This is a genomic window from Thalassospira sp. ABL2_045 (assembly GCF_056161285.1).
The window spans coordinates 85,524-111,572 of the sequence record NZ_JBSWYV010000011.1 but is presented as its reverse complement, the minus strand read 5'-3'; the positions used below and the strand labels follow the sequence as shown (position 1 = coordinate 111,572).

The window sequence follows — 26,049 nt, the reverse complement described above, 5'->3', positions numbered from 1 at the left end:
AGTGTTAGTAAATATTAGTGTTGGTCAGGCAGACCGAATTCAGAGATGCTTGAGATCAAGTTCAAGCGGACCTTCGATATCACCGGCAACGAATTGTTGCAAATAGGGGTTATCGGCATCGTCAATATCGGCAACCGGACCGTCCCAGATGATCTTGCCCTGATAGAGCATGGCAACGCGATCGGAGATCTTGCGCGCACTGGCCATGTCATGGGTGATGGTCATGGCACTGGCACCCAGTTCACGGGTGCATTTGACGATCAGATCATTGATGACATCGCCCATGATCGGGTCAATGCCGGTGGTCGGTTCATCAAAGAACAGAATTTCCGGTTCGGTCGCGATGGCACGGGCCAGACCGACACGCTTTTGCATGCCACCCGAAAGCGATGCCGGGGACATGTTGGCGATATCAGCCGCAAGTCCGACATCCTCAAGCCGCGCAATGGCAAGATCACGCGCCTTGGACGCCTTCATGCCCTGACTTTCGATCAGGCCAAAGGCGACATTTTCCCAGACGGTGAGCGAGTCAAAAAGCGCAGCCCCCTGAAACAGCATGCCGGTCTTTGCCAGCATCGCTTCGCGCTCGGAACGCGATGCGGTCGTCATTTCAACGCCATCGACCTTGATGGATCCCTGATCGGGTGTCAGAAGGCCCAGCACGCATTTAAGGGTGACCGACTTGCCGGTACCCGATCCGCCGATGATGGCGACCGATTCACCCTGTGCGACATCAAGGTCGACACCCTGAAGCACCTTTTTCGGGCCAAAGCCCTTGTGAACATTGCGAAGCGATATCTTGGCTGTGCTGGTCATGATCCTGTCACCGGCCCTTATCGCGTGAAGAACAGTTCGGTGACGATATAGTTCGAAATCAGGATCAGGATGGAGCTTGAAACAACCGCATTGGTCGTTGCCTGACCAACACCTTGTGCGCCACCACGGGAATGATAACCGTGATAGCAGCCCATAAGCGTGATGATAAAGCCAAACACCGCAGCCTTTACAAGGCCCGAAACCACATCAAGCTGTTCAAGATACTGGAAGGTGTTGCGGATATAGGATCCGTCATTAAAGCCAAGCTTGTTCACACCCACCAGATAACCGCCCATAACCCCGATGATATCGCCGATCAGAACCAGAACGGGCAGGGTGATCAGACCGGCCACCACACGCGGCACGACCAGATATTTGAATGGATTGGTCGACAGTGTCACCAGCGCATCGATCTGTTCGGTCACGCGCATGGTGCCGATTTCAGCGGCAATCGCTGCACCGACACGGCCCGCCACCATCAAACCAGCCAGAACCGGGCCCAATTCACGGGTCATGGAAATGACAACCACGGTTGCAACCGCACTTTCGGCCGAAAAACGCGAGAAGCCGGAATAGGATTGCAGGGCCAGAACCATCCCGGCAAACAGGGTGGTCATGGCCACCACGGGCAGCGAGAAATAACCGATTTCACGCATCTGTTTGAGAATCAGGCGGAAATAGATCGGCGGTGTGACCATGTGGCCAATCGTGCGACCCGCAAAGACCGTGACGCGACCGACAAGGGCCAAAAAGGTCAGAAACATATGGCCAACCGGCGCAAAGATCGGCATCTGTACTTCGAAGTCCCCTGTTATCGGCCGGTTATTACATTGGGCCGGTTATGTTTTTCAGCTCTCTGTATAGACCCGCCGGTAGCGATGTCCAAGCGAAGTTAGAATTTCATAACCGATTGTACCAGCAGCAGATGCAACGTCGTCAACCGTCATCTTTTCATCAAGAAGCGGAACCATGTCCCCGGTCTTCAGCGGCTTGCCCGGAAGGTCGGTGACATCGACCGTGATCGCATCCATCGAAACACGCCCGACATAGGGAACTTCGTGCCCCTTGATGATCAGCTTGCCGGTGTTTGACAACGATCGCAGCCAGCCATCCGCATAACCAACCGCAAGGGTGGCGATTTTGGTTTTGCGTTTCGCGGTCCAGGTGCCACCATAACCGACCGCCTGGTTTTCATCGATCTCGCGAACCTGCAGGACTTTGACCTTAAGGTTCACGACAGAGCGCATCGGGTTGGTGCCTTCCGGGGTCGGATTGCCGCCCCAAAGCGCGATGCCCGGACGGCAGAATTCCAGATGGTAGTCGTCATTGCGGAAAATCGCCGACGAGTTACAGAAACCACGCGGGGCCGGCGGCAAACGGCGGTACCATTTCATGAACAGGTCATACTGTTCCTTGGTGACCGGATTTTCCAGCTCATCAGCTGCGACCGGGTGGGTCATGTAACCGGCTTTTTCAAACCCGTAGAGCAGCGATGAATATCGATCAACCAGTTCGCCGACTTCTTTGGGCGTCAGGCCGAGGCGGCTCATGCCGGTATCAAGATGGATAAAGGCCGGGGCCGGACGTTCATATTCACGGCACAGGTTTGACCAACGTTCAATCTGCTCGAGATCATTCAGAACCGGAATGACGTCATTTTCAATAAAGAACGCCTCGTCACCGGGCAGAACACCGTTCAGAACCGCAATCCGTCCGCCGCCCCGCAAGAGCGGGAACAGTTCGGCTGCTTCGTTGGCATGTGCCACGAAGAACAGGCGGCAGCCCTGCTTTTTGAGGACCGGGACGATTGTCTGGGCACCAAGACCATAGGCATTCGCCTTTACCACGGCCGCACAGGTGCGCCCGGTATAGCGTTTGGTCAGGGTGTGATAGTTGTCGGCAACTGCTTTCAGATTGATCTGCAGTTCCGCGCACTCGGCAGCACGGCCGACGGCGGGAAGAACGGTCATTCGTAATACCCCGTGGAATCCGTTGATGGAAAGGCCTGGGCCTTATTCCTGTTCAAACTCTTCTTCTGTGTGATCAAGATCGCCAAACTTGGTGTAGTTCCCGTCAAAGAACAGGCGCACGTTGCCCACCGGGCCGTGACGCTGTTTGGCAACAATAACCTCTGCGGTGTTGTAGACGTGGTTCAAACGGTCCTGCCATTGCGAATAACGCTCACCGAACTTGTCGGTGGCCTCTTCCGGGCGCTGGGCCGGCTCGGCACGTTCGAGATAATATTGTTCGCGATAAATAAACATCACGACGTCGGCATCCTGCTCGATCGAGCCGGATTCACGAAGGTCGGAAAGCTGCGGACGTTTGTCTTCGCGCTGTTCGACCGCACGTGAAAGCTGCGACAGGGCCAGAACCGGGACTTCAAGTTCCTTGGCAATGGCCTTGAGCATTCGGGTAATCTCGGAAACTTCCTGCACGCGGCCGTCGCCGCGGAAGTTGGTCGGTGGTGCCAAAAGCTGCAGGTAATCGACGACGATCATCGCAAGTCCGTGCTGGCGTTTTAGGCGGCGGCAACGGGTGCGAAGGGTCGATACCGGAAGGGCCGGCGTATCATCGATATAAAGCGGAACGGTATTAAGTTCCTGGGTCGCGTGCATCAGGCGCTCAAAGTCCTGTTCGGTCAAATCGCCGCGGCGCATGTTATCGCCAGATACCTCTGCCGCCTGCGACAGAAGTCGCCCGGCAAGCTGTTCGGCGGCCATCTCAAGCGAGAAGACGGCAACGGCCCCGGTACGCGTTTCATCGCGGGTATCTTCGCCCGCGGCGCGGTTCTGATGCGATGCGATGGCGGCGTTAAACGCCACGTTCATCGCAAGGGCCGTTTTACCCATCGACGGACGCCCCGCAAGGATCAGCAAGTCAGACGGGTGCAAACCACCCAGTTTGCGGTCAATGTCGCGCAAACCGGTGGTGACACCAACAACGCGGCCGGCGTTTTTATAGGCGTGATCGATATTCTCATACGCCTTGGCAAGGGCCGGGCCAAAGGCCACGAAGCCGGACTCCGCCGAACCGGCGGTCGCCAAGGAGAACAGTTTCTGTTCGGCTTTTTCGATCTGGTTGGTGGCGTCGGTATCGAGTTCGTACTGATAGGCTTCATTGACGACCTCCTCGCCAAGCTCAATCAGTTCACGTCGAAGATACAGGTCATAAACCAACTGGCCATAGTCACCGGCATTGATGACCGAGACGAGGTTGTTGGACAGTTCTGCGAGATATTGCGCACCGCCGATTTCGGCAAGATGTTCGTCCTGCTTGAAATAGGCTTTCAGCGTGACCGGGTTGGCCAGTTGGCCGCGTTCGATCAGTTTGCCGCACGCTTCAAAGATGCGTCCGTGACGCCCATCTGCGAAATGTTCGGGGCGCAGGATATCGGACACGCGCTCATAGGCGGCGTTGTTATTGAGTACCGCGCCAAGAAGGGCTGCCTCCGCCTCGAAATTGTGCGGCGCCATGCGTTCGAGCACCATATCGGCGTCGTCACCATGGTCCGGTTCAAGCGGGGCAAACAGGGCATCTAAATTGGGATCTGTCATGGGCCGAAAAGGTAGCAGGCATCAGCATGACCGCAAAGGGTTAATCGCGTGTGCTCATAGCCGGTATTCCGCCAGCGCAGGGGTCGGGGCATGGGCAGCCCTCTGTAATGGCTTGGAGAATTTTCCGGCGGTCCTTGAACCGCCCAAAAGAAAACGGCGCATCCGCAAGGACGCGCCGTTTTCGAATGTCGTCGAAGACCCCGCAATTAAGCGTTGGTTTCTTCTTCGTCTTCTGCAGCAGCTTCGATAGCTTCTGCAACGTCTTCCGGAACTTCTTCTTCGAAGAGTTCTTCAGCGGCTTCCAGAGCTTCCTCTTCTTCCGCTTCCATTTCCTCGATGGTGCCCAGAACAGCAGCACCTTTACGGAGCTGTTCTGCGGCATCTTCTTCGGAACGTGCAACGTTGGCAGTTACTTCAACGATAACTTCCGGGTGCAGGTTGATTTTAACCTGGTGCAGACCAAGGGTCTTGATCGGCTGATCAAGAACGACTTGGGTACGGGCAACAGTGAAGCCTGCTTCGGTTACTGCGTTTGCGACATCGCGGGCAGTGACCGAACCGTAAAGCTGGCCAACGTCGGATGCCTGACGAACGATGGTGACTGCGAGTTCACCCATCTTCTCGGAAACATCTTCTGCTTCCTTACGGCGTTCCAGGTTGTCAGCTTCGAGCTGTGCTTTCTGTGCTTCGAACACAGAGATGTTTGCTTTGGTTGCACGAAGGGCCATGCCCTGCGGCAGCAAGCGGTTGCGGGCGTGGCCCGGCTTGACAGTGACTACGTCACCCATCTGACCGAGTTTTTCTACCCGCTGGAGCAGAATAACTTCCATCACCGATCCTCCTCATTGCTACGGGTCATCGGTTCTTTCCCCCGCAGCCTGATTAAATGCTCAACAATTCCAAGTCCGGTGATCGCGATAAACGACCAGGTGGACAGAACCGCGACGATGTAAAACACCGTCAGAATTACACGTTTTTGCGGCCATCGGGCTGCCTGCCCATGCACCAGCGCCAATCCCTGAAACAGGAACGGCACTGCCAGTACCACCGCGACGTTGCGCGCCACATACGCCAGCGAACCATCGGCAAAGCCGACCGTAAACCCGGCCAGGGCAAACGCAAACAGTGACCAGCCAGGCAAGGCAAAGGTTGCCATACTTGGTGTCGGACGCAGGTTTTTGCCTGCACGCACCAAAATTGCCTGTGCGATTGCCGCATTGGCGAACAGCATCAAAAGCCAGCTCACCGCTGCAATCGCCGGGAAGTACGTCTGGAACATACCAATCAGACCCTGAACATCGGATGTCATAGGGACACCCATTTCCGAGTACATCTGGCTCAGGAACTTCGCGATGAAGTCCTGAATGTCCACACCTTCCGCCGTTAGTGTTCCGGTAACGAAAATCATTACCGTCGCGACCATGACGGCCATGGCGCTTACGACAATTCCGGAAGGCAGAAAGGCAAGATTGCCATTTTCGTCTTTCCTGATGACCAGCGCCATGTGGGTCAACAACATCGCCGGTCCGGCAAACACGACCATAAAGACCGTGAAGGGCAGTAATCCCCCCATAAGAATGAGGGCAATACATGCGGCAAATGCCGCAACCAGCAGGCGTTTGGGCCCTTGCCACAATCCCGTAAGGAAAAGCGGCAGATGCCCGAAGTATGAGAGCAAAAGAGCAAACGGATTTCCTGATAGAACCAGCAGGAACAGAACGGCACTGCCAAGTCCGGTCCCGATCGCTATGAGGGTATCACGTTGCATCATCTACTCCCGGCCCGAGACCTCAAAAGGGTCTCTTGCCGACTGCCTCAGACCTGGTCTGCGTAAGGCAGCAGCGCCAGGAAGCGTGCACGTTTGATGGCTTTCGCCAGTTCGCGCTGCTTCTTGGCCGAAACCGCAGTGATACGGCTCGGAACAATTTTGCCGCGTTCGGAAACGAAACGCTGCAGCAGTTTGACATCTTTGTAGTCAATCTTCGGCGCATCCGCACCCGAGAACGGGCAGGTTTTGCGACGACGGAAAAACAGACGACGTCCAGCCATGATATTATCTCCTCGCTATCTGTTAGCCGTTCTGACGGGGACCACCACGGCGATTACCGCCACGGCCGCCGCGCTCGTCGCGGTTGCGCAGAATTGCTGACTGTTCTTCTTCGAACTCGTCAACTTTGACAGTCATCTGGCGCAGAACGTCTTCGTTCAGGCGCATCTGACGCTCGTATTCCGCGATCGCTTCTTTGTCAGCTTCGATCTGGAAGAGGGTATAGTGGCCTTTGCGGTTCTTTTTGACACGGTATGCCAGGGAACGCAGACCCCAATATTCGGTTTTGGCGATTTTGCCGCCGAGACCTTCGATGGTCTGGGTCAGCTTTTCGTTCAGGCTTTCGACCTGTGCGGTCGAGAAGTCCTGACGTGCGATAAACACGCTTTCGTACTTGCTCATAATACTCCTATTACTCCTTTTGGCTTATCTCTTCCTGACATGACCTCGTGCCATGCAGGCATAGCCGGGCAATCCCGGCAAGGAGCCGTGAGACGGCGGAATATACACTTTTCACCCATGAGTGCAACGCCAAATGCAGCTTTTTACCGTTTGCTTGATGGACGGATCAATTCTCCATGATCCGCAGGAAACTGCTGGTTTCGGCCTCTGTCATGACATTGGCTGAGCGTTGCGGTTTTGTGATAACCGTCATGCGTGGATTTGGGAAGGGCTCTTTTGAACCACTCGACAGGCGTTTTCGGGGTGCTGGGTCCCGGAAATGGCGGGGTTCGGTCTGTGCGCGGCCCGACCCCGCGACAGGGTGGCAAACCGGGGCGTTTTGTGCGCTGCGCAACAGGCAATCCTTCGTAAATGGTGCAAAATATGCCATAAACGCGCTGACGCGATATCAAGCCCTAAGCAGCATGCCTGTATTTATAAAGTGCATCATTAAGGGCTTGGAAACATGAAACGGATCACGCCCGGCGGGTTTCAGTTCTTGACAGTGCGCTAACGCACGTTATCAAGGGTGGCTCAATTTCAAGGGGCCGGATTTCGGCACAGCCTTCGTAGAAGCTGACAAGGGTTTAGTTATATAATGACACGCGCACTCGTTTTCCCCGGCCAGGGGTCGCAAGCGGTAGGTATGGGCAAGGAACTGGCAGATGCATTTCCGGTTGCCCGCGAAGTTTTCCAGGAAGTCGATGACGCGCTTTCCCAAAAGTTGAGCGCACTGATGTTCGAAGGTCCGGAAAACGAACTGACCCTGACTGAGAATGCGCAGCCGGCTCTGATGGCAGTCAGCCTTGCCGTCACCCGCGTTCTTGAAAACGAAGGTGGTTTCACCCTGACCGACAAATGCGATCTGGTCGCGGGCCATTCCCTTGGTGAATATTCGGCCCTTGCGGCGGCGGGCACCTTTGCCATTGCCGATGCGGCGCGTCTGTTGAAAATCCGCGGTCAGGCAATGCAGGCTGCTGTTCCGGTCGGCGTTGGCGCGATGGCAGCTCTTCTTGGGCTTGATTATGTTGATGCCGTTGCCGTTGCCGAAGAAGCCGCCCAGGGCGAAGTCTGCACCGCGGCCAATGACAATGCCAGCGGGCAGGTTGTTGTTTCCGGTCACAAGGCCGCTGTTGAACGCGCGATTGAAATCGCCAAGGAAAAGGGTGCCAAGCGCGCCGTCCTGCTGCCGGTATCGGCACCGTTCCATTGTGCCTTGATGCAGCCGGCCGCCGATCGTATGGCAGAAGCCCTGGCCGCTGTGACCATGAATGCGCCGGGCAAACCGGTCGTTGCCAACGTCACGGCAGAAAAAACCGACAATCCGGAAACCATTCGTAAACTCCTTGTGGAGCAGGTTTGCGGCACCGTGCGCTGGCGTGAGTCGGTTCTTTATATGAAAGAGCAGGGCATCACCGATCTGGTCGAGATCGGCGCAGGCAAGGTTTTGACCGGTATGGTACGCCGCATTGACCGCGAACTGAGCGGCACGGCTGTCAACGGTCCGGCAGATATTGAAGCATTCCTTGGGGCTCTTTAAGAGCACCCGGAAAACAAACGAACCCAAAGGGAACGAAAATCTATGTTTGATCTTGCAGGGAAAACAGCACTCGTAACTGGTGCGACCGGCGGTATCGGTGGCGAAATCGCCAAGGTTCTGGCCGACGCAGGTGCGAAGGTTGCTCTGTCGGGGACCCGTCAGGAACGCCTCGAAGCGGTTGCTGCCGATATTGGCGGTAACGCGGTTGTTGTTCCGGCCAACCTTTCGGATTCAGACTCGGTCGACAGCCTGATCAAAAATGCTGAAGAAGCCCTTGGCGGTCAGCTGGATATTCTGGTCAACAATGCCGGCATCACCCGTGACCAGCTTGCCATGCGTCTCAAGGACGAAGACTGGCAGGCGGTTCTGGATGTCAACCTGACCTCGGCCTTCAAACTTGCGCGCAACTCGCTGCGCGGCATGATGAAACGCCGTCATGGTCGCATCATCAATATCACCTCGATCGTCGGTGTGACCGGTAACCCGGGCCAGACCAACTATGCCGCAGCCAAAGCCGGCATGATCGGCTGGTCGAAATCGCTGGCGCAGGAAGTTGCTGCACGCGGGATCACGGTAAATTGTGTGGCACCTGGTTTTATCACCACGGCGATGACCGAAGAACTCGGAGATGCCCAGAAAGAAAAGCTTTTGGGCGGTATTCCGGCAGGTCGCATGGGCGACAGCAAAGAGATCGCAGCAGCGGTTCTGTATCTTGCGAGTGACGAAGCTGCTTATGTCACAGGACAGACCTTGCATGTGAATGGCGGAATGGCGATGATTTAACCCGTTGCGGGTTGCCTTCTTTTCTGTTTAAAAGAGGCCGCTATACCAAATATTGAAACTGGCGATTGTTTGTTGCCGGTTTCCGGTTCCCGGGAACTCCTTCAATAGGGGGATGGAACGGGCACCACGTTTACACTACTGACAGAAAACCTATTGAAGGATTTGAGCTATGAGTGATGTCGCAGATCGCGTGAAGAAGATCGTTGTCGAGCACCTCGGTGTTGAAGAAGACAAGGTCACTGAAAACGCAAGCTTCATCGACGATCTGGGCGCAGACAGCCTGGACACCGTTGAGCTGGTTATGGCGTTTGAAGAAGAATTCGGTTGTGAAATTCCGGATGACGCGGCTGAAAAAATTCTGACCGTTAAAGACGCGATCGACTTCATCGAAAAGGCGGACAGCTAAGTTTGCTGTCAGACATGGGCGCCAGAGGCATCCTCAGGCGCCCTTTTCGTCTTTGCTGGATTCATAAAATAAAGGCGTAATGCGGGATGAGACGCGTAGTTGTTACCGGTATTGGTGCTGTTACTCCGCTTGCAAGCGGAGCACAAAATACTTGGCAGAAACTGCTGAACAGCCAATCCGGGATCAAAGGCATCGATACGTTTGACGTGTCGGATATCCCTGCCAAGATCGCAGGCCTTGTGCCGCGCGGTGAGGGTGACGGACTTTTCAACGCTGAAGATCATGTCTCGATCAAAGACATGAAAAAAATGGACGATTTCATCGTCTATGGGATTGCTGCTGCCGATCAGGCACTTGCGGATTCTGGCTGGAAGCCGGAAACCGAAGAAGATCAGGAATCCACCGGCGTTCTGATCGGTTCGGGTATCGGTGGTCTGCCCAAGATTTCCGAAGCAACCGATCTGGTCAATAACGGCAAGACCCGCCGCGTCAGTCCGTTCTTCATTCCGTCCTGCCTGATCAACCTGGTCTCTGGTCAGGTTTCGATCAAACATGGTCTTAAAGGTCCGAACCACGCGGTTGTAACCGCATGTTCGACCGGTGCACACGCCGTTGGCGACGCATCCCGCATGATTATGCTTGGTGATGCCGATGTCATGGTGGCTGGTGGTGCCGAAGCTGCTGTCTGCCGTCTTGGCATGGCGGGCTTTGCCGCTGCACGTGCGCTTTCGACCGGTTACAACGACACGCCGACCGAAGCATCCCGTCCGTGGGATGAAGGCCGTGACGGTTTCGTCATGGGCGAAGGTGCCGGTTGTGTCGTTCTTGAAGAATACGAACACGCCAAGGCGCGTGGTGCGAAGATCTACGCCGAAGTTGCCGGTTACGGCATGTCGGGTGATGCCTATCACATCACCGCACCGGCCGAAGACGGCAATGGCGGTTTCCGTTCGATGCGCAATGCGATCCGCAATGCAGGTCTGAACCCGGAAGACGTCGATTACGTCAATGCCCATGGTACTTCTACTCCGTTGGGCGACGAAATCGAACTGGGTGCCGTCAAACGTCTGTTTGGCGATCACGCCCAGAGCATGTCGATGTCTTCGACCAAATCGGCAACCGGTCATCTTCTGGGGGCTGCCGGTGCGATTGAAGCAGTGTTCTCGATCCTTGCGATCCACGAAGGCGTCGTTCCGCCGACCCTGAACCTGCGCAATCCGTCGGAAGCCTGCAAAGGCATCGATCTGGTTCCGTTGGAAGCCAAAAAGCGCAAAGTCAATGTTGCGCTGTCGAACTCGTTCGGCTTCGGTGGCACCAACGCGTCGCTTGTGTTCAAAGCCGTTTAAACAGCAGAGCAAACCCGGGAGCATTCCCTTGAAGCGTTTTCTGCTTTTTCTTGGCTTTCTGATCATCACCGCTGCTCTCACCACAGGTGGGGCAGCGGTGTATGTTTATGTGCAATACACATCCCCCAGTAACATGGCGCAGGAACGCGACATCATCATCCCGCAGGGGACGGGTGTGCGCGGTATTGCCGAGATTTTCCAACGTGAAAACATCATCACCGAACCGCTGATCTTCCTGGCAGGTGTCCGTGTCAGTCAGCTGGACCGGTCACTGCGTGCGGGGGAATATCATTTCCCGGCCCGTGTCAGTCCAAAGCAGGCGGCAGAAATCCTTGCGACCGGTGACACGGTCAAACGGTTTGTCACCATCCCCGAAGGGCTCCGTTCCGGTGAAATCGTTGAGCGGATCAATCTGGTTGATGGGCTTGATGGCGAAATCACTGATATCCCGCCGGATGGGACGCTTTTGCCGGAAACCTATCAGTTCTCGTTTGGCGATACGAAGCAAAGCATCATTGATCGCATGCGTGCGGCCCATGACGACATGGTCGAACAGCTTTGGCCGAGCCGTCAGGAAGGCCTGCCGTTCCATACTGTTGAGGAGGCGGTTATTCTGGCCTCCATCGTTGAACGTGAAACCGGTGTGGCGGGCGAACGTGCGCGGGTTGCCGGGGTGTTTGTCAATCGACTGCGCCGTGATATGCGCCTGCAGTCCGATCCGACGGTTGCCTATGCCATCAGCCCGGACAAGCGTCTTGAGCGACCCTTAACGCGCCAGGACTGGCGTTTTGACAGCCCCTATAACACCTATGTGACTGCTGGCTTGCCGCCGGGCCCGATTACCAATCCCGGCCGTGACGCGTTCTATGCCGTTCTGCATCCCGCCGCGACCGAGGATATCTATTTCGTTGCGGACGGTACGGGCGGCCATGCCTTTGCCCGGACGCTCAAGGAGCATAATCGCAATGTCGCCAAATGGCGGCGGATCCGCGATGGGCAATAAGCCAGCGGGCGATCTATTGGGCGAAAATGACAAAGGCGGCATCATGTGAATGCCGCCTTTCTTGTTTTAAGGGTCGCTTTCGCTATCGGGCGATGATGTTTTCTTCGGGATCTTTGAGGCGGCAAGATCAAGCAGCCATTGCGGTGCCATCTTCAGCATCCCGATGATCAGGTTCATTTGCCAAGGGAAGGCGATCATGCCCTTGTCGCGTTCAAGGCCGCGCACGATCTTGCGGGCGGCTTTGTCGGCCTGCATGAAGAACGGCATCGGGAAATCGTTGGCATCGGTGATGCGGCTTTTGACAAATCCCGGGCAGATCACATTGACCTTTATCCCATCAGGTGCCAGTGCGCCGCGCAACCCTTCTCCGTAAACTCTTACCGTTGCCTTGCTTGCGCAATAGGCCGGGGCAGAGGGCAAACCGCGCCAGGAAGCCTGTGATGCGACAAGGGCGATCTGACCTCGCTTGCGCGTGCGCATAACCTTGATCGCCGGATCAATAGTGTTGAGCACACCGGCAACATTGGTGGCAAAGATATCGCGGACCTGTTCCGGACTTTCGCCAAGTCCGCCAGTCCCCGCCGAAATACCGGCATTGGCGATCACAAGGCTGAGCGGGGCGATTTCGTCACAATGGGTGACATAGGCTTCCATGGTTTCACGTGACGTCACATCCAGAACATCGGCATAGACATTTGCCCCGGCCGCCCGGCAATCATTTTCCACCAGTTGCAGGCGCGTTTGATTGCGCCCGCTGATAAAAAGCGTCACCCCGGTGCGCGCAAAATGGCGGGCAAGTGCTGCCCCTATGCCGGAACTTGCACCCGTGATCAGAATGGCATTGTACTGAAAGGACATTTTCGCTCTTACGCGGTTTTGAATTATCGACTTTGATTTTCGCGGAACATGCTGCAGCAATAGGGCAGCATTATGAAACAGCAGCAATCAATACCATATTGTCGATATCGCATGGATGATCGGTGTTCACCCTTGGCGGAATTGGGGGCAATCGTTATAAACGCCGAAACACAAAAGCAGATTGGATGAAAGTATGACCGTTTCAAGCATGACCGGCTTTGCGCGCGTTGATGGCGCTGCAGATGGTTTTGGCTGGACCTGGGAGCTACGCAGCGTCAATGGCAAGGGCCTTGATGTTCGCTTGCGTCTGAATGGCGGGTTCGAACGCCTTGAAGCCAAGGTACGCGATGCGGTGTCCAAACGTTTCAAGCGCGGCAATATGGGCGTTACGCTCAATGTGTCGCGCTCTGGCGATACCAATGCCTATTCGGTAAACCGGGAACTGCTTTCTGAACTGGTCCAGATTGCCGAAGAGTTTGATAATACCAGCAGCCTGTCTGGTGGCTCGATTGCTGATCTTCTGAATGTACGTGGCGTGCTTGAGGCCTATGAGCCACAGGAAGACGAAGCAACCCGTGATGCCAATGATGCCGCCGTGCTGGCAAGCCTTGCTGAGGCAATCGATCAGATGGCGACCCACCGGGCGGAAGAAGGCGAGAAGCTTGATGCAATGCTGCGCGGGCATATCGATAATATCGAGGCAACCGTAACCCGTGCCCAGAATTGCGAAGCCGCCCGTGCCGACGCGATCAAGGATCGGCTGAAACGTCAGGTCGAAGAATTGATGGATGCGGGCAAGTTCGATCCGGAACGCCTGCATCAGGAAGCTGCGATCCTGGCGACCAAGGCCGATATACGCGAAGAGATTGATCGCTTGAAAGCCCACATCACGGCCGCCCGTGACATGCTTTCAAAGGGTGGGGCAATCGGGCGCAAGCTTGATTTCCTCTGTCAGGAATTCAATCGCGAAGCCAACACCTTGTGCTCAAAGGCCAATGATATTGAACTGACCAATTGCGGGATGGAGCTTAAAGTGATCATTGATCAGCTCCGCGAGCAGGTTCAGAACGTCGAATAAGCGGGCAGGGAAGGAAGCTTGATGACTGATCCACATAACCGCCGTGGCGTGATGCTGGTTTTCTGTGCCCCGTCCGGTGCCGGCAAAACGACCATTACCCGTCAGTTGCTTGAAAATGATGACAAGATATCGTTGTCAGTTTCCGCAACAACCCGCGAAGCCCGCCCGGGTGAGGAAGAGGGCAAACACTACTTCTTCAAGTCGGTTGATGATTTCAAGCACATGATCGCCGATGACGAGCTGCTTGAATGGGCAGAGGTGTTTGGTAATTACTACGGCACACCGCTCGGTCCGGTGGACAAGGCCCTTTCAGAAGGGCGTGACGTCCTGTTTGATATCGATTGGCAAGGCGCGCGCCAGTTGCGCGACAAGGGCGGCGATGATGTTGTGTCGGTCTTTATTCTGCCGCCATCATCGGGTGAGCTGGAACGGCGCCTGCGCGACCGTGGACAGGATGCCGATGACGTCATCATGAAACGCATGGCGAAGGCCGGTGCCGAGATCAGCCACTGGGAAGAATTTGACTATGTGCTGATCAATGATGATCTCGATCGTTGCGTCGCCGATGTTCAGCACATTATCGGTGCCGAACGGATCAAACGAGAACGACAAACCGGGTTGCCGGGCTTTGTCAAAAAGCTTCTGACCGATTGATATCGCATATGACAATGGCCGCTTTACGAAGCGGCCATTTCTTCATGAACCTGTGTCAGGCGAACGAAGTCTGCGACTGTCAGTTCCTCGGCCCGGGCTGTCTCCGTAATGCTGGCCTTTGCAAGCAACTCACCGACATTGACGTTTAACGTTTTCAGGCTGGCGCGCAGCATTTTGCGGCGCTGGCCAAATGCGGCCTGGGTGATTTTCGCCAGGCTATCAAGATTGATGTCTGTGCCCCGGTCCGCCTTGGGGCGCAATTGTACAACGGCCGATGTGACCTTTGGCGGTGGGGTAAAGGCGCTGCGATGGACATCAAACAGGATGTCACAGTCACACAGATACTGACACAGCACCGACAACCGCCCATAGGCCTTGGTCTTCGGGCGGGCCACGACACGCTCGGCGACTTCTTTCTGGAACATCAGGGTCAGGCTGGCGAATTGATCAATCTGCATCAACCAGCCCAGCAGAAGCTGCGTACCGACATTGTAAGGCAGGTTGGCGACAATCTTGCGCGGGGCGGGGCCCAGTGTCGTGACATCGACATCCAGCGCATCGCCATCGATGACGTGTAGCGCACCGGGATAGTGATTACTGATCTGTTCCAGAACCGGTTGGCAGCGCGGGTCACGCTCAATCACCGTCAGGTTCTTGGCGCCATGAAACAGCAAGGCACGCGTCAGCCCACCCGGACCCGGACCAATTTCAATAACCGTGGCGTCTTCCAACGGGGCGGCAGCACGGGCGATACGCCCGGTCAGGTTCAGATCAAACAGAAAGTTCTGACCGAATTTCTTTTGGGCCGACAGGTCATGGGTTGCGATGACCTCACGGAGCGGTGGAAGGCCGTCATTGGCAAGTTTGCCGGTTGGTTCGATTTGTTCTGACACGTCGGTCAGGCTCCTGTCGCAAGGCGTTTGGTTGCCATTTCGGCGGCCATCCTAAGGGCGGCGATCAGGCTATCGGCGCGGGCAATCCCTTTGCCGGCGATATTAAGTGCTGTGCCATGATCGGGCGATGTTCTTATAAATGGCAATCCCAGTGTGACATTCACACCACCATGAAAATCAAGCGTTTTGACGGGTATCAGGGCCTGATCGTGATAGGGGCAAAGGGCGACGTCATAGTTGGCGCGTGCTTCTTCATGAAACATGGTATCAGCCGGAAGCGGCCCGATGACATCAATACCTTCGCTGCGTAGCTGCTCGATGGCTGGGACCATGATGGTTTGTTCCTCGGTCCCCATCGCACCGTCTTCGCCCGCATGCGGGTTCAACCCGGCAATGGCAAGACGTGGTGTCGGAATCCCGAAGGCATTTTGAAGTGAGTGATGTGTGATCCGGCAACGCTCGACAATCAGCTCGGTTGTCAGGTGCGTCGGGACATCCTTGAGCGCGATGTGGATGGTTAGCGGTACCACACGCAGCTGGCTATTTGCCAACATCATGACCGGAATTGTGCCCGGACCGGCAAGCTCAGCCAGAAACTCTGTATGACCCGGATGGCTGAAACCGGCTTCATAAAGTGCACTTTTCTGGATCGGGTTGGTGACAACAGCACTGGCATCGCCATTGGTCGCCAGTTCAACGGCCCTTGTGATGCTCTCGATCACGACACTTGCTGTCTTCGCCGATGCGACACCGGAAACGGCGTCAACGGTGGCATCCGCGATTTCCAGAACCGGTAAGGCGCGATCAAAGGTCGATGTTGCTGCGTCAATCGTTTTGACGATCTCCAGCGGGACATCGCTTCCGCTTTGCGCGATCGCCTGTTTGACAATGCTGACAGGTGAGATCAGACAGAATGGTGCAATCCCGTCCTGTGCGCGCCGCAGCCATGCCTTCACCGCAAGCTCTGGCCCAATGCCCCCGGGTTCGCCGATGGTCAATGCGATGGGTGCGGGTTTTGTCATCCTCTCTGGGTCCTGTCGACCGGATTACATCCGGATATCAATAAAGGCCTGACGGCGCAGTTCACGCAGTTTCCGACGCGCCAGAATATCAAGACGTTCCATCCGCAGACGGTTCTCAATGTCCTGACGGGTGGGCAGATTGCTTTCTTCGGTGATGTTACAGATCATCACCATCAGAGCACCCCCATCGACGCGAATGATGTTGGATGGCGTGTTTTCATCCAGGTTGCCGACGGCTTGGCGGATCGGGCCGGACAATTCTTCGGGTGAAATGCCTTCCATCTTGCCACTCAGATCGGAACCAAGGTCAACAGCGACATTTGCCATGGCCTGACAGCTGCCGGCGGTTTCGCGGGTGTTTTGCAGAACCGCGACTTTGGCATCAATCTGATCCTGCGGCATATCGCCGCTGATCGGTACAAACAGCTGATAAAGATCAAGACGTGTATCGGTCACCGCATTGGTGTCACCGACACGACGATCGAGCAGTTTTAGGATGTAATATCCACGAATGGTCTGGATCGGGGCGCTGACATCACCGGGCTGAAGCTGGTTGACCGCCTGCTGCAATTCACCGGCCATCTCGCCGGCATAAAGCCAACCAAGGTCTCCACCATTTGCTGCACTGGCACTGGCTGAAAACTGCCGCGCCAGGCCACTAAAGTCAGCACCCTGATTTACAGCATCGAGAATTTCCTGCGCAGTTTGATAGACGCGCGTGCTGTCCTGGGGATTATCGACCGGCAGAAAAATCTCCTGAACCCGGTTACGCGGCTTGTTCTGATTGCTGATGATGCGTTCAAGGTTTTCATCGATCTCGGCCTCGGAAATCTCAACCTCGCTACGCATGGACCCCAGAACTTTCTGCCAGGCCACCTGCGGGCGAATCTGGTTTTCAATTGTTCCCGGTGCAATCTGTCGCTGAGTGAGGTAAGGCTCAAGCGCACCGTCTGGAAGACCAGCATTCTGCTCAATCATCGACTTGCCGCGTGCAACGTCCTCATCCGTCACTTCGATGCCACGGCGCTCGGCTTCCTGCATTTGCAGCTTTTCATTGATCAGTTGCTGCAAAATCTGCGGCGCCATCTCGTTGCTGCGCTGAGGTGTCATCTCGATATTCGAGGATACGGCCACCAGCTTAATGCGCTCCACCAGATCTATCACTGAAATCGGATCGTCGTTGACCACTGCCGCAACGCCAACAGGCGACTGCGCGCGCAGCGGTGCAGCAATCGTCGAGAGTGCGACAGCCAAAATCACAGCACAGGTTTTCAAGGATGTCGAAATCGAAAATTTGGAAATCATTTTTCTTACAATCCGGCTGCAGATTCAAATTCACCCAATGTCTTGAAAACAAGACGGAAAATAAAGTCATCGGACTCACCTAAGTCCTGATCTCGGTAAAAGGTTCGGCGAATGCGACCATCAAAAATAAAGCACTCATCTTCATAAACAAAACCAACACCGTATTCCAACGGGTCAGATTGATCGATGTCATATCGTCCGTAGGCACGTCCGGACCAATATTGGTTGAATTGACGTTGCGCCTGGAAGTAAAATTCTTCTCGTTCATCGAACTCTTCACTACCTGCGTCGTCAGTAAAGTGGACATAGGTTGTGTTGATGCGCAAGGTGTCCATTGACCCGGCACTTGCTGTGACCTGATTACGTCTTGCCGAGAAATCGTCGTTTGAAAGACGATAGCGGTAGGTGAGATCAAGATAACGATTTGGGGCTACAGTGACACGCCCGACATAGTCAGAAAGATGTTCATCCAATCCGGAACCCGACGCAAAAGTATCATTTTTATTCGCGCGGTAGCTTTGGCCAAACATAGCGCTTGTATAGCCTCCCTGGGGGCCATAAATTCCCCATTCAAGGCCGTAACTGGCCCTGAAACCGTCTTCCGCGCGATCTAATCCTCCAAACCTATCGTGAGAGAACAGGTTGATATCGTCCAGTTCAAAGGACTGGGAGTCTTCGTTTGGTATTTCGGCCGGGTTGCCGCCATTGGGAGACCAAGCTGCCATGGCAATTGGTGTTATTACCTGTTGGTATTTGCCTTGGTTGCTCACGAAAGGCATCTGCCAATCTAGTGCTGCCAACGGTAGAAGGCGCCCAGTGTATCCACTGTAGTTTTCTTTATTTTCACGCGACACGTTGGAAACCAGATAATTATCACTGCGAACAGAGAGGCTCAGTTTGGTGACATCACCCATTGTACCTACATGAGGAAGTTCCCAGCCTGCTTTGGCTGAAACACGATGCGAATTGGTGCCATCATCACGCGTGAGAGAAAGGCCATCCAAAGCAAATGTTGTTACACTGCCGTACCTTGCAGGCGCAGACTGTCCATGAAACTGAAGGTGCGGTAGAACAACAGGGGTCGTGTCCCTGTCATCTTCATCTTTCAATCCTTGGAAATAGTATGCATCGGCGCGCGTATAGCTTGCTCCCCTGAAACCTTCAGTGAACAGGTTTGAGGTCAATACAGACGGTGACCCAAACCCGTAGCGCGAAAGATAGGTTTTTTCTGATGCTTGTTCGGCGTCAAAACCCCAACGCCAAGTCGGATCAATATCAAATCGACCTTCAGCGTCTATGTGACCTTGCCAGTCATCATCACTGTCTCTTGTGAAGCTACTGACGACATCAAATTCGCCGCTATCCAGGCGCTGTCGATATTCTGTTGCAAGTACAGGACCTTCGTCAGTCGTGTAAGTCGGGGTGAAAGTCATGTCCTTGCTTTTGTCAATCGCCCAAAAATAGGGTTGACTGAAGTAGCTGCCGACATGACTCGTACTGCCAAATGACGGGGCAAGCAGACCGGACTGACGTTTTACTGTTGGGTCCGGGTGCTGGAAATATGGTGAGTACAAAACAGGGATTCCGGCAACTTCCAGACGGGCATCCTCATATTCCACCGTTTTGCTTTCTGCGTCATGAAGGACGCGTGCGGCGCGAATACGCCACAGCGGTGTCGATCCGCCGCCATCGTCTTCACAAACTTTACATGGGGAGTAAACAGCTTTGGCGATCTCGGTAAAGTTCCCACCGCTCCGTCGCGCTCCAGCGCCGGCTATTCGGGTGTTCTCATCAAGTAGGACATAAATATCTCTGACGATGCCTTCCTTGAAATCTCCGCTGAGTTCGACGTAGCTCGCGAAAGTCACTTCACCACTTGGTTCGGTAATGCTGACATTGCCTGATGCCGTCAGAACATCCTGTGATTGGTCGTAGTTCACTGTATCGGCCAGCAAAATCCGGCCTTCACGTGAAATCTCGACATTTCCACGTGCCGTAACCGTCTGGAGGTCCTGATTGTAGTCAACCTCATCTGCACTAAACAGAATGGCTGGTTCCTGCTGGGGAGCTTCGGAGCCAGTGGTTTGTGCCGAGGCAGGATGCAAATTTGCAAAGCTGCCCCCGGCAAAAATCCCACAGCCCAGAATGGTGCCTGTTACCAGTCTTTTTATCATTCCCCCCGCCATCGTCATAGGCTAGCCGTCCTCGAGATGTAGCAACGTGGTAACTCCCAGCAACAAAGATATTCCCGCAGGCGCCCAAGCCGACAAAACCGGTGGAATACCGCCTGAAACGCCGAGTGCCGAAATCACGTCTGTGCAAAAATACAGTATGAAACCGGTCGCAACACCGCCTCCGATAACAAGCGAGGCGCGACGACGTCGCGAAAATTTAAGGCAAAATGCCGCTGCAATCAAAACCATGGCACATAAAAGTAAAGGCCTCGACAACAGACTGTGAAAATGAATCTGATGACGGGTGGCGTTAAACCCTGCACGTTCAAGCAATGTGATAAAGGGCTTGAGGTCCCAGAAAGACATGGTTTCCGGCGATGCAAAACTGTCCTGAATTTTTCGCGCAGTCAGGTTTGTCGGTAGCATCATCTCTTCGGAGTAAGTGCTGGCTTGTCCGGGCACGAAGGTCCACGCTTCGTAGAAATGCCAGGTCCCCGGTTCGAGAACAGCACGACCTGCATCGATCCTTGTCGTGAAATCATCAGCGTCTTCAAACCGGAAAATTGTGACGTTTCGCAGATCAAGCTGGTCACCTTGCTGGCTGCTGACGGAGCGTGCGTAGATAACGGCCTGCCCATCTTGCGTCCCCTGACGCAACCATAGCCCGCTTGAAGACAGGTTCATGACACTGGCGTTGTTTTGCAGATAGCGTGCTTCAAGCGTTTCATATTTCTGCAGCAGGATCGAGGATAATGGATTGAGTGCACCAACCTGAATGCTGCCAAGGATAAGCGCGCACAGGATTGGTGGCAGCATGAATTGCCATGCAGAAACGCCAGCCGCACGCGTCACAACTAGTTCCTGGTTCCCTGTCAGTTTCCAGAATGAAAACATTGAACCGAACAATACGGCAAAGGGTAGAACCTTCTCCGTCATGAACGGAATACGACTGGTTGCCATTTGCAAGACAATACCAACCGTTGCATCTGGTTTGTTGCCTGCACGACGAAGCAACTCAATCGTGTCGCCTATCAGGATCAGACCAATCAAGAGAGCAAGAATCGCCAGAATGGAAATCAGGACATGTTTGCCAAAATACCAGGTCAGAAGCGGTGAAATCCTCATGCTTCTACCTCTTGATTGACCGCACGCCGCGCCTTGATCACGGGCCCCCGGAAAGTCCAGTAAAGCCCTAACGCGATCGGAATGATGGCGTTCATATACATTAGCGGGACGAGGGCAGGGTTTTTGGCTGCCAGATTTTTCATCGCGATACCTGTTGCCTGGCACAAAACCATCACTCCAATGGCAATCAGAAGACGACCCGTTTGACCACGTCGTGAGAAGCTGCTTGAGACAAGTACCGCCAATGCAATACTCGCAAACGCAATGGCGTTCAGTGGCGAGATCAGGCGGTCATGTCCCTCTGCCCGAAAGGACCCGAGATCGTGCTGCGCGATATCGGGTGGGGTTCCAGTCAGAAGGTTATAAACACTGCGCTCGCGCGCTTCCTGATAGCGCAGGCCTTCCTCAGTTGCACTATGTGCGATATCAACCGCATATCGATCAAAATACAGGATCGACATGGTGCCGTCGTCGGCGTTGACTTCCTGGCGGTTGCCATCCAGCAGGACGATGCGCGGCCCTTCGTCAGTGCGCACCAAGGCGCCGTGTTTGGCCATCATGGTGGTTTGTGCATCCGGATCGCGGGCATCATGGACCAGAATGCCAAGCAATTCATTATCCCGGCCAACTTCGCGGACATAGACGGTTAAGCCGTCAAGGTCGGTGAAGCTGCCTTCCTGTAAAAGAACCGATGAAAAATCATTGCGGATCGAGAACTGCAGTTCCTTGAACTGTGTGTAGCTGTAGGGCAGGTAAAACAGGGTCAAGAAGTAACAAACGGCTGTCGAAAGCAGTGCGACGATCAATGCTGGTTTCGCCAGAGACCATTGGCTTAAACCCGCCGCGCGCATGATGATCAGCTCGCGGTCCTGGATCAGCTTGTTATAGGTAAAGACAATAACGAAAAACAGCGCGATCGGAATAATGATCGTCAGAAAGCTGGGCAACAGCAGGGATGTCAGCTGCAGAAATACAGTAACCGACAAGCCCCGATTCACGATCATCTCGACAAAGCGCAGGCTTTGCGACAGCCAGATGACACACAGAAGACCCAGTGTGACAAAGACCATCATGATCAGCTGCTGTTTGAGCATATATCGGGTTAAGCGATTCATTGGGCGGATTATAGAGAAGCAATCGAAAACCGAAACAGGAAATTGTCGTCAAACCCGTTCAAATCTTGCGGAATTTCTGAATGTTGACCTGCTTGTGCGGGAATGATCGGGTTGGTTGAATTGGGGCAATCAGAAAGTCGCACCATCGTTCCAGTTTGCTGTGATGGTGCGACTTGGTTCTGATCAACAAGCACGGCGAAAATGTGACTGTCGTTAATACATTTTCGGGTCCGTGCAATTCCGCACCTGGGCGGCCATGAAGGCCGCTTCTGGCAGGAGTTGTGTAAGGAAGAAGCTGCAGCTTTTTGTTTTGGATGAACGGAAATCTTTTGGCGTTCCGGCGCTGTTCGCGGCATAAAGCGCGCGCAGCATCAACCATCCGGAAAGACACAGGGCAGCTTGGCGCAAATATGGGGAGGCCAACGCCTGCGCCATGTCCGCATCCGTCGCACAGCGTTCAAGCACGATGGCCGTTGAAGTTTCAAGACCGGCAATTGCGTGATCCACTTCACCGCTTGCCTTCGCAAGGAAGGTCGTTTCATCGCCCGTTTTAAGGTCGCGGATGGTTTCCTTGATCTCGGCGAGCAAGGTGTTGAGGGCATCTGCTTGATCGCGCAGCACCTTGCGCCCAATGAAGTCAAGCGCCTGAATGCCATTGGTGCCCTCATAGATCGGGGCGATACGGGCATCACGCAAGTGTTGTGCCGCACCGGTTTCCTCAATAAAGCCCATGCCGCCGTGAACTTGCACGCCAAGTGACGCGTTATCAACGCCAAGATCGGCCGACCAGCCCTTGACCAGCGGGATCAGAAGGTCAGCGCGTGCCTGCGCTGCGGCGCGTTCCGCCGCGTCCGATAAATGATGGGCGAGGTCTAGCTGGGCGGCAGCGTAAAGCGAAAGCGCACGTGCCGCATCGGTCGAGGATCGCATGCGCATCAACATGCGCTGGACATCGCCATGAACGGCAATCGGGGCCTCTTCGCCGGTTTTGGCATCCCGGCCCTGTTTTCGCGTGTTGGCATACTCAAGGGCCTGCTGGAAGGCGCGCTCGGAAATGGCGACACCCTGTTGACCGACCGCAAGGCGGGCATTGTTCATCATGGTGAACATGTAGGCCAAGCCTTTGCCTTCTTCACCCACCAGATAGCCGGTCGCACCGCCCTTGTCGCCAAACTGTAAAACCGCCGTCGGGCTGGCATGAATGCCAAGTTTGTGTTCAAGCGACACACAGGTCACATCATTGCGCGCCCCGATTTCACCGCTTTCTGAGACCAGATACTTCGGAACGATAAAGAGCGATATGCCTTTGACACCTGCCGGCGCATCCGGTGTGCGGGCCAGCACGAGATGCACGATATTTCCCGTCATCTCGTGATCGCCATAGGTAATGAAGATCTTCTGGCCGGAAATTTTATAGGTGCCATCACCCTGCGGGACCGCTGTGCTGCGAACCTTTGAAAGATCCGAACCTGCCTGCGGCTCGGTCAGGTTCATGGTGCCGGTCCATTCGCCCGAGATCATGCGCGACAGATACAATTCCCGCTGCTGATCCGATCCATGGGCAATCAGCGCCTCGATCGCACCGGATGTCAGCATCGGGCAAAGGGCGAATGCCATGTTAGCTGCCTGCCACATTTCGGCAACCGCAGCCCCCAGTAACATCGGAAGCCCCATGCCACCTTCGCTTTCAGGCGCAGAAATACCCTGCCAGCCACCTTCGCAGAACTGCGCATAGGCCTCCGTCCAGCCGGTTGGCGTGCGTACCGTGCCGTCTGCCTGAAGTTTTGCACCTTCCTGATCACCAATCCGGTTGAGCGGGGCGATGACGGAGCCCGCAAATTTACCGGCTTCTTCAAGGATGGCGTCAACCAGATCGGGGCTGGTTTCCCCGTAAGGCGGTAGTTTGGAAACAGTATCCAGACCGATCACATCATGGATCAGAAAACGGATATCTGAAATGGGGGGCGTAAAGTCGCTCATGAAAAAAGACGTCTCCCTGAAATGTGAGCCGCCCGCTCGGAACAGTCAGCTTTGTGCCGACCTTGTTTTGTTGTCGCGTAGCATAACGATACAGCGTACCAAGATCGAGTCCGTTTCGCATGGATATCCATACGGACGCATTGAACATTGGTTGAATTCCCGCATTTCAGCCCCAACACTGGCGAAATGACATAAGTCTACCGATATGTTGCCAAGGCGTGCACTTGAACGCCCCGACAGGTAAAAGTTGCGTGATATGGCGCCGATTGCATGCCAAGGGGTCGCCAATCGAAAAAAGGCAGGCTAGACTTGCCACAATTGAAGGTCGAGTGATGCCCGATATGCATTCGGTCGAAAAAGTCGAAGGACAGGAGCAAGCTGTTGCTGCGTAAAGGAATATTGCCAATTTTGTTTGCGGTGCTAATTTCGTTCGCCGGGACAAGACTGGTGGCCTGCGCCGGACCGGCATGGCCAAGTGACGAAGAACGCAGATTTCTCGATGCCTATCGTACTAGCGTAACCGCCGGTGCGAGCGAGGAACAGTTTGCCCATGCCGACAAGCTGTATGTCGAAGCGCTGGAAGTGCTGTCGGAAACCTATGTCGAGAAAATTGATCGCATGGCGTTTATCGATAACAGCATTGCCATGCTGGGTGATCTCGAAACCGATGATACATCGCCGGTCGGAGTTGTTGGTGCGGTGCTTGATGACAGCCTGCACGATCTTGATCCCCACAGCGCCTATATGACGGATGATATGTTCCGCCGCCTGCAGGAAAGCACCGAGGGCAGCTTTGCCGGTGTGGGCATCGTTATTGCGCTTGATGATGAACAGCGGATCCGGATCGTCTCCCCGATTGACGATACCCCGGCCGCACGTGCGGGGCTGAAGCCCGATGACCGCATCACCCATATTGATGGCTATCAGATGGTTGGCGAACCGATTTCCGAGGCGGTCCGAAGAATGCGCGGCCGCGTTGGTGATCCGGTAACGCTGACGATCAAGCGTGTCGAAGACAGCTTTGATGTCACGGTAAAGCGTGCGCGGATCGAAGTTCCATCGGTCACCGCAAGCATCATTGATCAGGATATCGGCTATATCCGTGTGTCACGCTTTGATGCCACCACCCTTGACCAGACGCAGGAATACTTGCGTGAGCTTGAAGACCGGATCGCGTCGCCGCGCGGCGTGATCGTTGATTTGCGCCGCAATCCGGGCGGGTTGCTTGACAGTGCCGCCGACATTGCAGACCAGTTCCTGAAAGACGGTTTGATTGTCGCCACCGAAGGCCGTGGTGAGCGGAAATTGCGCAGCTATGAAGCTGATCGTTCCGATTTCTTTGATGAAGTGCCGATGGCGATCTTGCTGGATCGTGGTTCTGCATCCGGTGCGGAGCTGATGGCAGCCGCCCTTCGTGAAAACGGGCGCGGCATCATCATTGGTGAGCGTTCCTTTGGCAAAGGCTCCATGCAGCGCATCATGCCGCTGGCTTCTGGCGGTGGACTTAAAATCACGACGGGGTATTACACCACGCCGGAAAACCACATTGTGCAGGGCCATGGCGTAATCCCAGATATCGAAGTCACCTTGGCCGATGCCGAAGAGTTCGAGCGCGAGATTGATCTTGAGCACGCCTTGCCATCGCGCCGTCGCGACCCGCGCCAATCGTTGGCAACGCTTGAGGCGGCAAGCTGCGAACAGGATATCGAGATCGAGCGCCTTGGCAAATCGAGCCGCGATAACCTGGAAGAAAACCTGGCAGAGGGCGAAGAACCGCCGCGGGATTCCGTTCTTGAATGTGCCGTCGGCTATTTCGATAACGGCCCGCTGGCAAATTACCGCAATCAGGTTGAGCCGCTTTTGCGTGCCGGTCTGTAATAGGTTCGCCTGATGAGACATGAATGAA

The 26,049-nt window shown here is 54.9% G+C and carries 24 protein-coding genes; 8 read left to right on the top strand and 16 right to left on the bottom strand.

Features of this window, described 5'->3' with window-relative positions; genetic code table 11:
• Positions 1-39: 39 nt before the first annotated feature.
• The 8 genes from ACXAIA_RS15645 to rpsF all read right to left on the bottom strand — a co-directional run bounded on the left by ACXAIA_RS15645 (position 40) and on the right by rpsF (position 6,822).
• The gene (locus ACXAIA_RS15645) at positions 40-816 is read right to left on the bottom strand and encodes an ABC transporter ATP-binding protein (RefSeq protein ID WP_475350145.1); all 777 of its coding nucleotides are present in this window, start codon (positions 814-816) and stop codon (positions 40-42) included.
• A 17-nt stretch (positions 817-833) separates the two neighbouring features.
• Entirely contained in the window at positions 834-1,607 is a 774-nt protein-coding gene (locus ACXAIA_RS15640; protein WP_475350144.1) for an MlaE family ABC transporter permease, read from the bottom strand.
• A gap of 57 nt (positions 1,608-1,664) precedes the next feature.
• Positions 1,665-2,786 carry an alanine racemase gene (gene alr / locus ACXAIA_RS15635; protein WP_475350143.1) on the bottom strand — a complete coding sequence of 374 codons (1,122 nt, stop codon included), beginning with the start codon at positions 2,784-2,786 and terminating at the stop codon, positions 1,665-1,667.
• A 42-nt stretch (positions 2,787-2,828) separates the two neighbouring features.
• On the bottom strand, positions 2,829-4,373 hold the full coding sequence (locus ACXAIA_RS15630) for a replicative DNA helicase (RefSeq protein WP_475350142.1): 1,545 nt from the start codon (positions 4,371-4,373) through the stop codon (positions 2,829-2,831).
• Between the two features lie 206 nt (positions 4,374-4,579).
• Positions 4,580-5,203: a 50S ribosomal protein L9 gene (rplI, locus tag ACXAIA_RS15625; RefSeq protein ID WP_475350141.1), complete on the bottom strand. Its 624-nt coding sequence runs from the start codon at positions 5,201-5,203 to the stop codon at positions 4,580-4,582.
• On the bottom strand, positions 5,203-6,144 hold the full coding sequence (locus tag ACXAIA_RS15620) for a DUF2232 domain-containing protein (protein WP_475350140.1): 942 nt from the start codon (positions 6,142-6,144) through the stop codon (positions 5,203-5,205). Before ACXAIA_RS15620 ends, rplI begins: the two co-directional genes overlap by 1 nt.
• A 44-nt stretch (positions 6,145-6,188) precedes the next feature.
• A complete protein-coding gene (rpsR, locus tag ACXAIA_RS15615; RefSeq protein ID WP_033067602.1) occupies positions 6,189-6,422 on the bottom strand; it encodes a 30S ribosomal protein S18 in 234 nt (77 codons plus the stop codon).
• A gap of 22 nt (positions 6,423-6,444) precedes the next feature.
• Positions 6,445-6,822 carry a 30S ribosomal protein S6 gene (gene rpsF / locus ACXAIA_RS15610; protein ID WP_475350139.1) on the bottom strand — a complete coding sequence of 126 codons (378 nt, stop codon included), beginning with the start codon at positions 6,820-6,822 and terminating at the stop codon, positions 6,445-6,447.
• 637 nt (positions 6,823-7,459) lie between these two features.
• Here rpsF and fabD point away from each other — a divergent pair.
• The 5 genes from fabD (at position 7,460) to mltG (ending at position 11,939) form a co-directional block, all read left to right on the top strand.
• Positions 7,460-8,401 (top strand): ACP S-malonyltransferase, encoded by a 942-nt coding sequence (fabD, locus tag ACXAIA_RS15605; protein WP_475350138.1) that lies wholly within the window; start codon positions 7,460-7,462, stop codon positions 8,399-8,401.
• Positions 8,402-8,443: 42 nt separating this feature from the next.
• Positions 8,444-9,184, top strand: coding sequence for a 3-oxoacyl-[acyl-carrier-protein] reductase (fabG, locus tag ACXAIA_RS15600; RefSeq protein ID WP_475350137.1), 741 nt, complete (start codon positions 8,444-8,446; stop codon positions 9,182-9,184).
• Between the two features lie 169 nt (positions 9,185-9,353).
• Positions 9,354-9,590, top strand: a complete 237-nt coding sequence (locus tag ACXAIA_RS15595; protein ID WP_008890547.1) for an acyl carrier protein — start codon at positions 9,354-9,356, stop codon at positions 9,588-9,590.
• An 86-nt stretch (positions 9,591-9,676) separates the two neighbouring features.
• A complete protein-coding gene (gene fabF, locus ACXAIA_RS15590) occupies positions 9,677-10,936 on the top strand; it encodes a beta-ketoacyl-ACP synthase II (RefSeq protein ID WP_475350136.1) in 1,260 nt (419 codons plus the stop codon).
• A 28-nt stretch (positions 10,937-10,964) separates the two neighbouring features.
• On the top strand, positions 10,965-11,939 hold the full coding sequence (mltG, locus tag ACXAIA_RS15585) for an endolytic transglycosylase MltG (protein ID WP_475350135.1): 975 nt from the start codon (positions 10,965-10,967) through the stop codon (positions 11,937-11,939).
• Positions 11,940-12,005: 66 nt separating this feature from the next.
• Here the strand turns inward: mltG and ACXAIA_RS15580 are convergent, their stop codons facing one another.
• Positions 12,006-12,797 (bottom strand): SDR family NAD(P)-dependent oxidoreductase, encoded by a 792-nt coding sequence (locus ACXAIA_RS15580; protein ID WP_475350134.1) that lies wholly within the window; start codon positions 12,795-12,797, stop codon positions 12,006-12,008.
• 193 nt (positions 12,798-12,990) lie between these two features.
• Between ACXAIA_RS15580 and ACXAIA_RS15575 the strand changes: the two genes are divergently transcribed.
• On the top strand, positions 12,991-13,875 hold the full coding sequence (locus tag ACXAIA_RS15575) for a YicC/YloC family endoribonuclease (RefSeq protein ID WP_475350133.1): 885 nt from the start codon (positions 12,991-12,993) through the stop codon (positions 13,873-13,875).
• A 21-nt stretch (positions 13,876-13,896) separates the two neighbouring features.
• Positions 13,897-14,529 carry a guanylate kinase gene (gene gmk, locus ACXAIA_RS15570; RefSeq protein WP_475350132.1) on the top strand — a complete coding sequence of 211 codons (633 nt, stop codon included), beginning with the start codon at positions 13,897-13,899 and terminating at the stop codon, positions 14,527-14,529.
• A 23-nt stretch (positions 14,530-14,552) separates the two neighbouring features.
• On the opposite strand, the gene rsmA is transcribed toward gmk, so the two are convergent.
• The 7 genes from rsmA to ACXAIA_RS15535 all read right to left on the bottom strand — a co-directional run bounded on the left by rsmA (position 14,553) and on the right by ACXAIA_RS15535 (position 24,143).
• Positions 14,553-15,422 carry a 16S rRNA (adenine(1518)-N(6)/adenine(1519)-N(6))-dimethyltransferase RsmA gene (rsmA, locus tag ACXAIA_RS15565; protein WP_475350131.1) on the bottom strand — a complete coding sequence of 290 codons (870 nt, stop codon included), beginning with the start codon at positions 15,420-15,422 and terminating at the stop codon, positions 14,553-14,555.
• Positions 15,423-15,427: 5 nt separating this feature from the next.
• Positions 15,428-16,444: a 4-hydroxythreonine-4-phosphate dehydrogenase PdxA gene (gene pdxA, locus ACXAIA_RS15560; protein ID WP_475350130.1), complete on the bottom strand. Its 1,017-nt coding sequence runs from the start codon at positions 16,442-16,444 to the stop codon at positions 15,428-15,430.
• A 24-nt stretch (positions 16,445-16,468) separates the two neighbouring features.
• Entirely contained in the window at positions 16,469-17,749 is a 1,281-nt protein-coding gene (locus ACXAIA_RS15555; protein WP_475350129.1) for a peptidylprolyl isomerase, read from the bottom strand.
• 5 nt (positions 17,750-17,754) lie between these two features.
• A complete protein-coding gene (locus ACXAIA_RS15550; RefSeq protein WP_475350128.1) occupies positions 17,755-19,941 on the bottom strand; it encodes an LPS-assembly protein LptD in 2,187 nt (728 codons plus the stop codon).
• A gap of 3 nt (positions 19,942-19,944) precedes the next feature.
• A complete protein-coding gene (lptG, locus tag ACXAIA_RS15545; RefSeq protein ID WP_475350192.1) occupies positions 19,945-21,048 on the bottom strand; it encodes an LPS export ABC transporter permease LptG in 1,104 nt (367 codons plus the stop codon).
• Positions 21,045-22,163: an LPS export ABC transporter permease LptF gene (gene lptF, locus ACXAIA_RS15540; RefSeq protein WP_475350127.1), complete on the bottom strand. Its 1,119-nt coding sequence runs from the start codon at positions 22,161-22,163 to the stop codon at positions 21,045-21,047. Before lptF ends, lptG begins: the two co-directional genes overlap by 4 nt.
• Before the next feature lie 213 nt (positions 22,164-22,376).
• A complete protein-coding gene (locus ACXAIA_RS15535; protein ID WP_475350126.1) occupies positions 22,377-24,143 on the bottom strand; it encodes an acyl-CoA dehydrogenase in 1,767 nt (588 codons plus the stop codon).
• Positions 24,144-24,590: 447 nt separating this feature from the next.
• Between ACXAIA_RS15535 and ACXAIA_RS15530 the strand changes: the two genes are divergently transcribed.
• Entirely contained in the window at positions 24,591-26,021 is a 1,431-nt protein-coding gene (locus ACXAIA_RS15530; protein ID WP_475350125.1) for a S41 family peptidase, read from the top strand.
• Positions 26,022-26,049 lie beyond the last annotated feature (28 nt).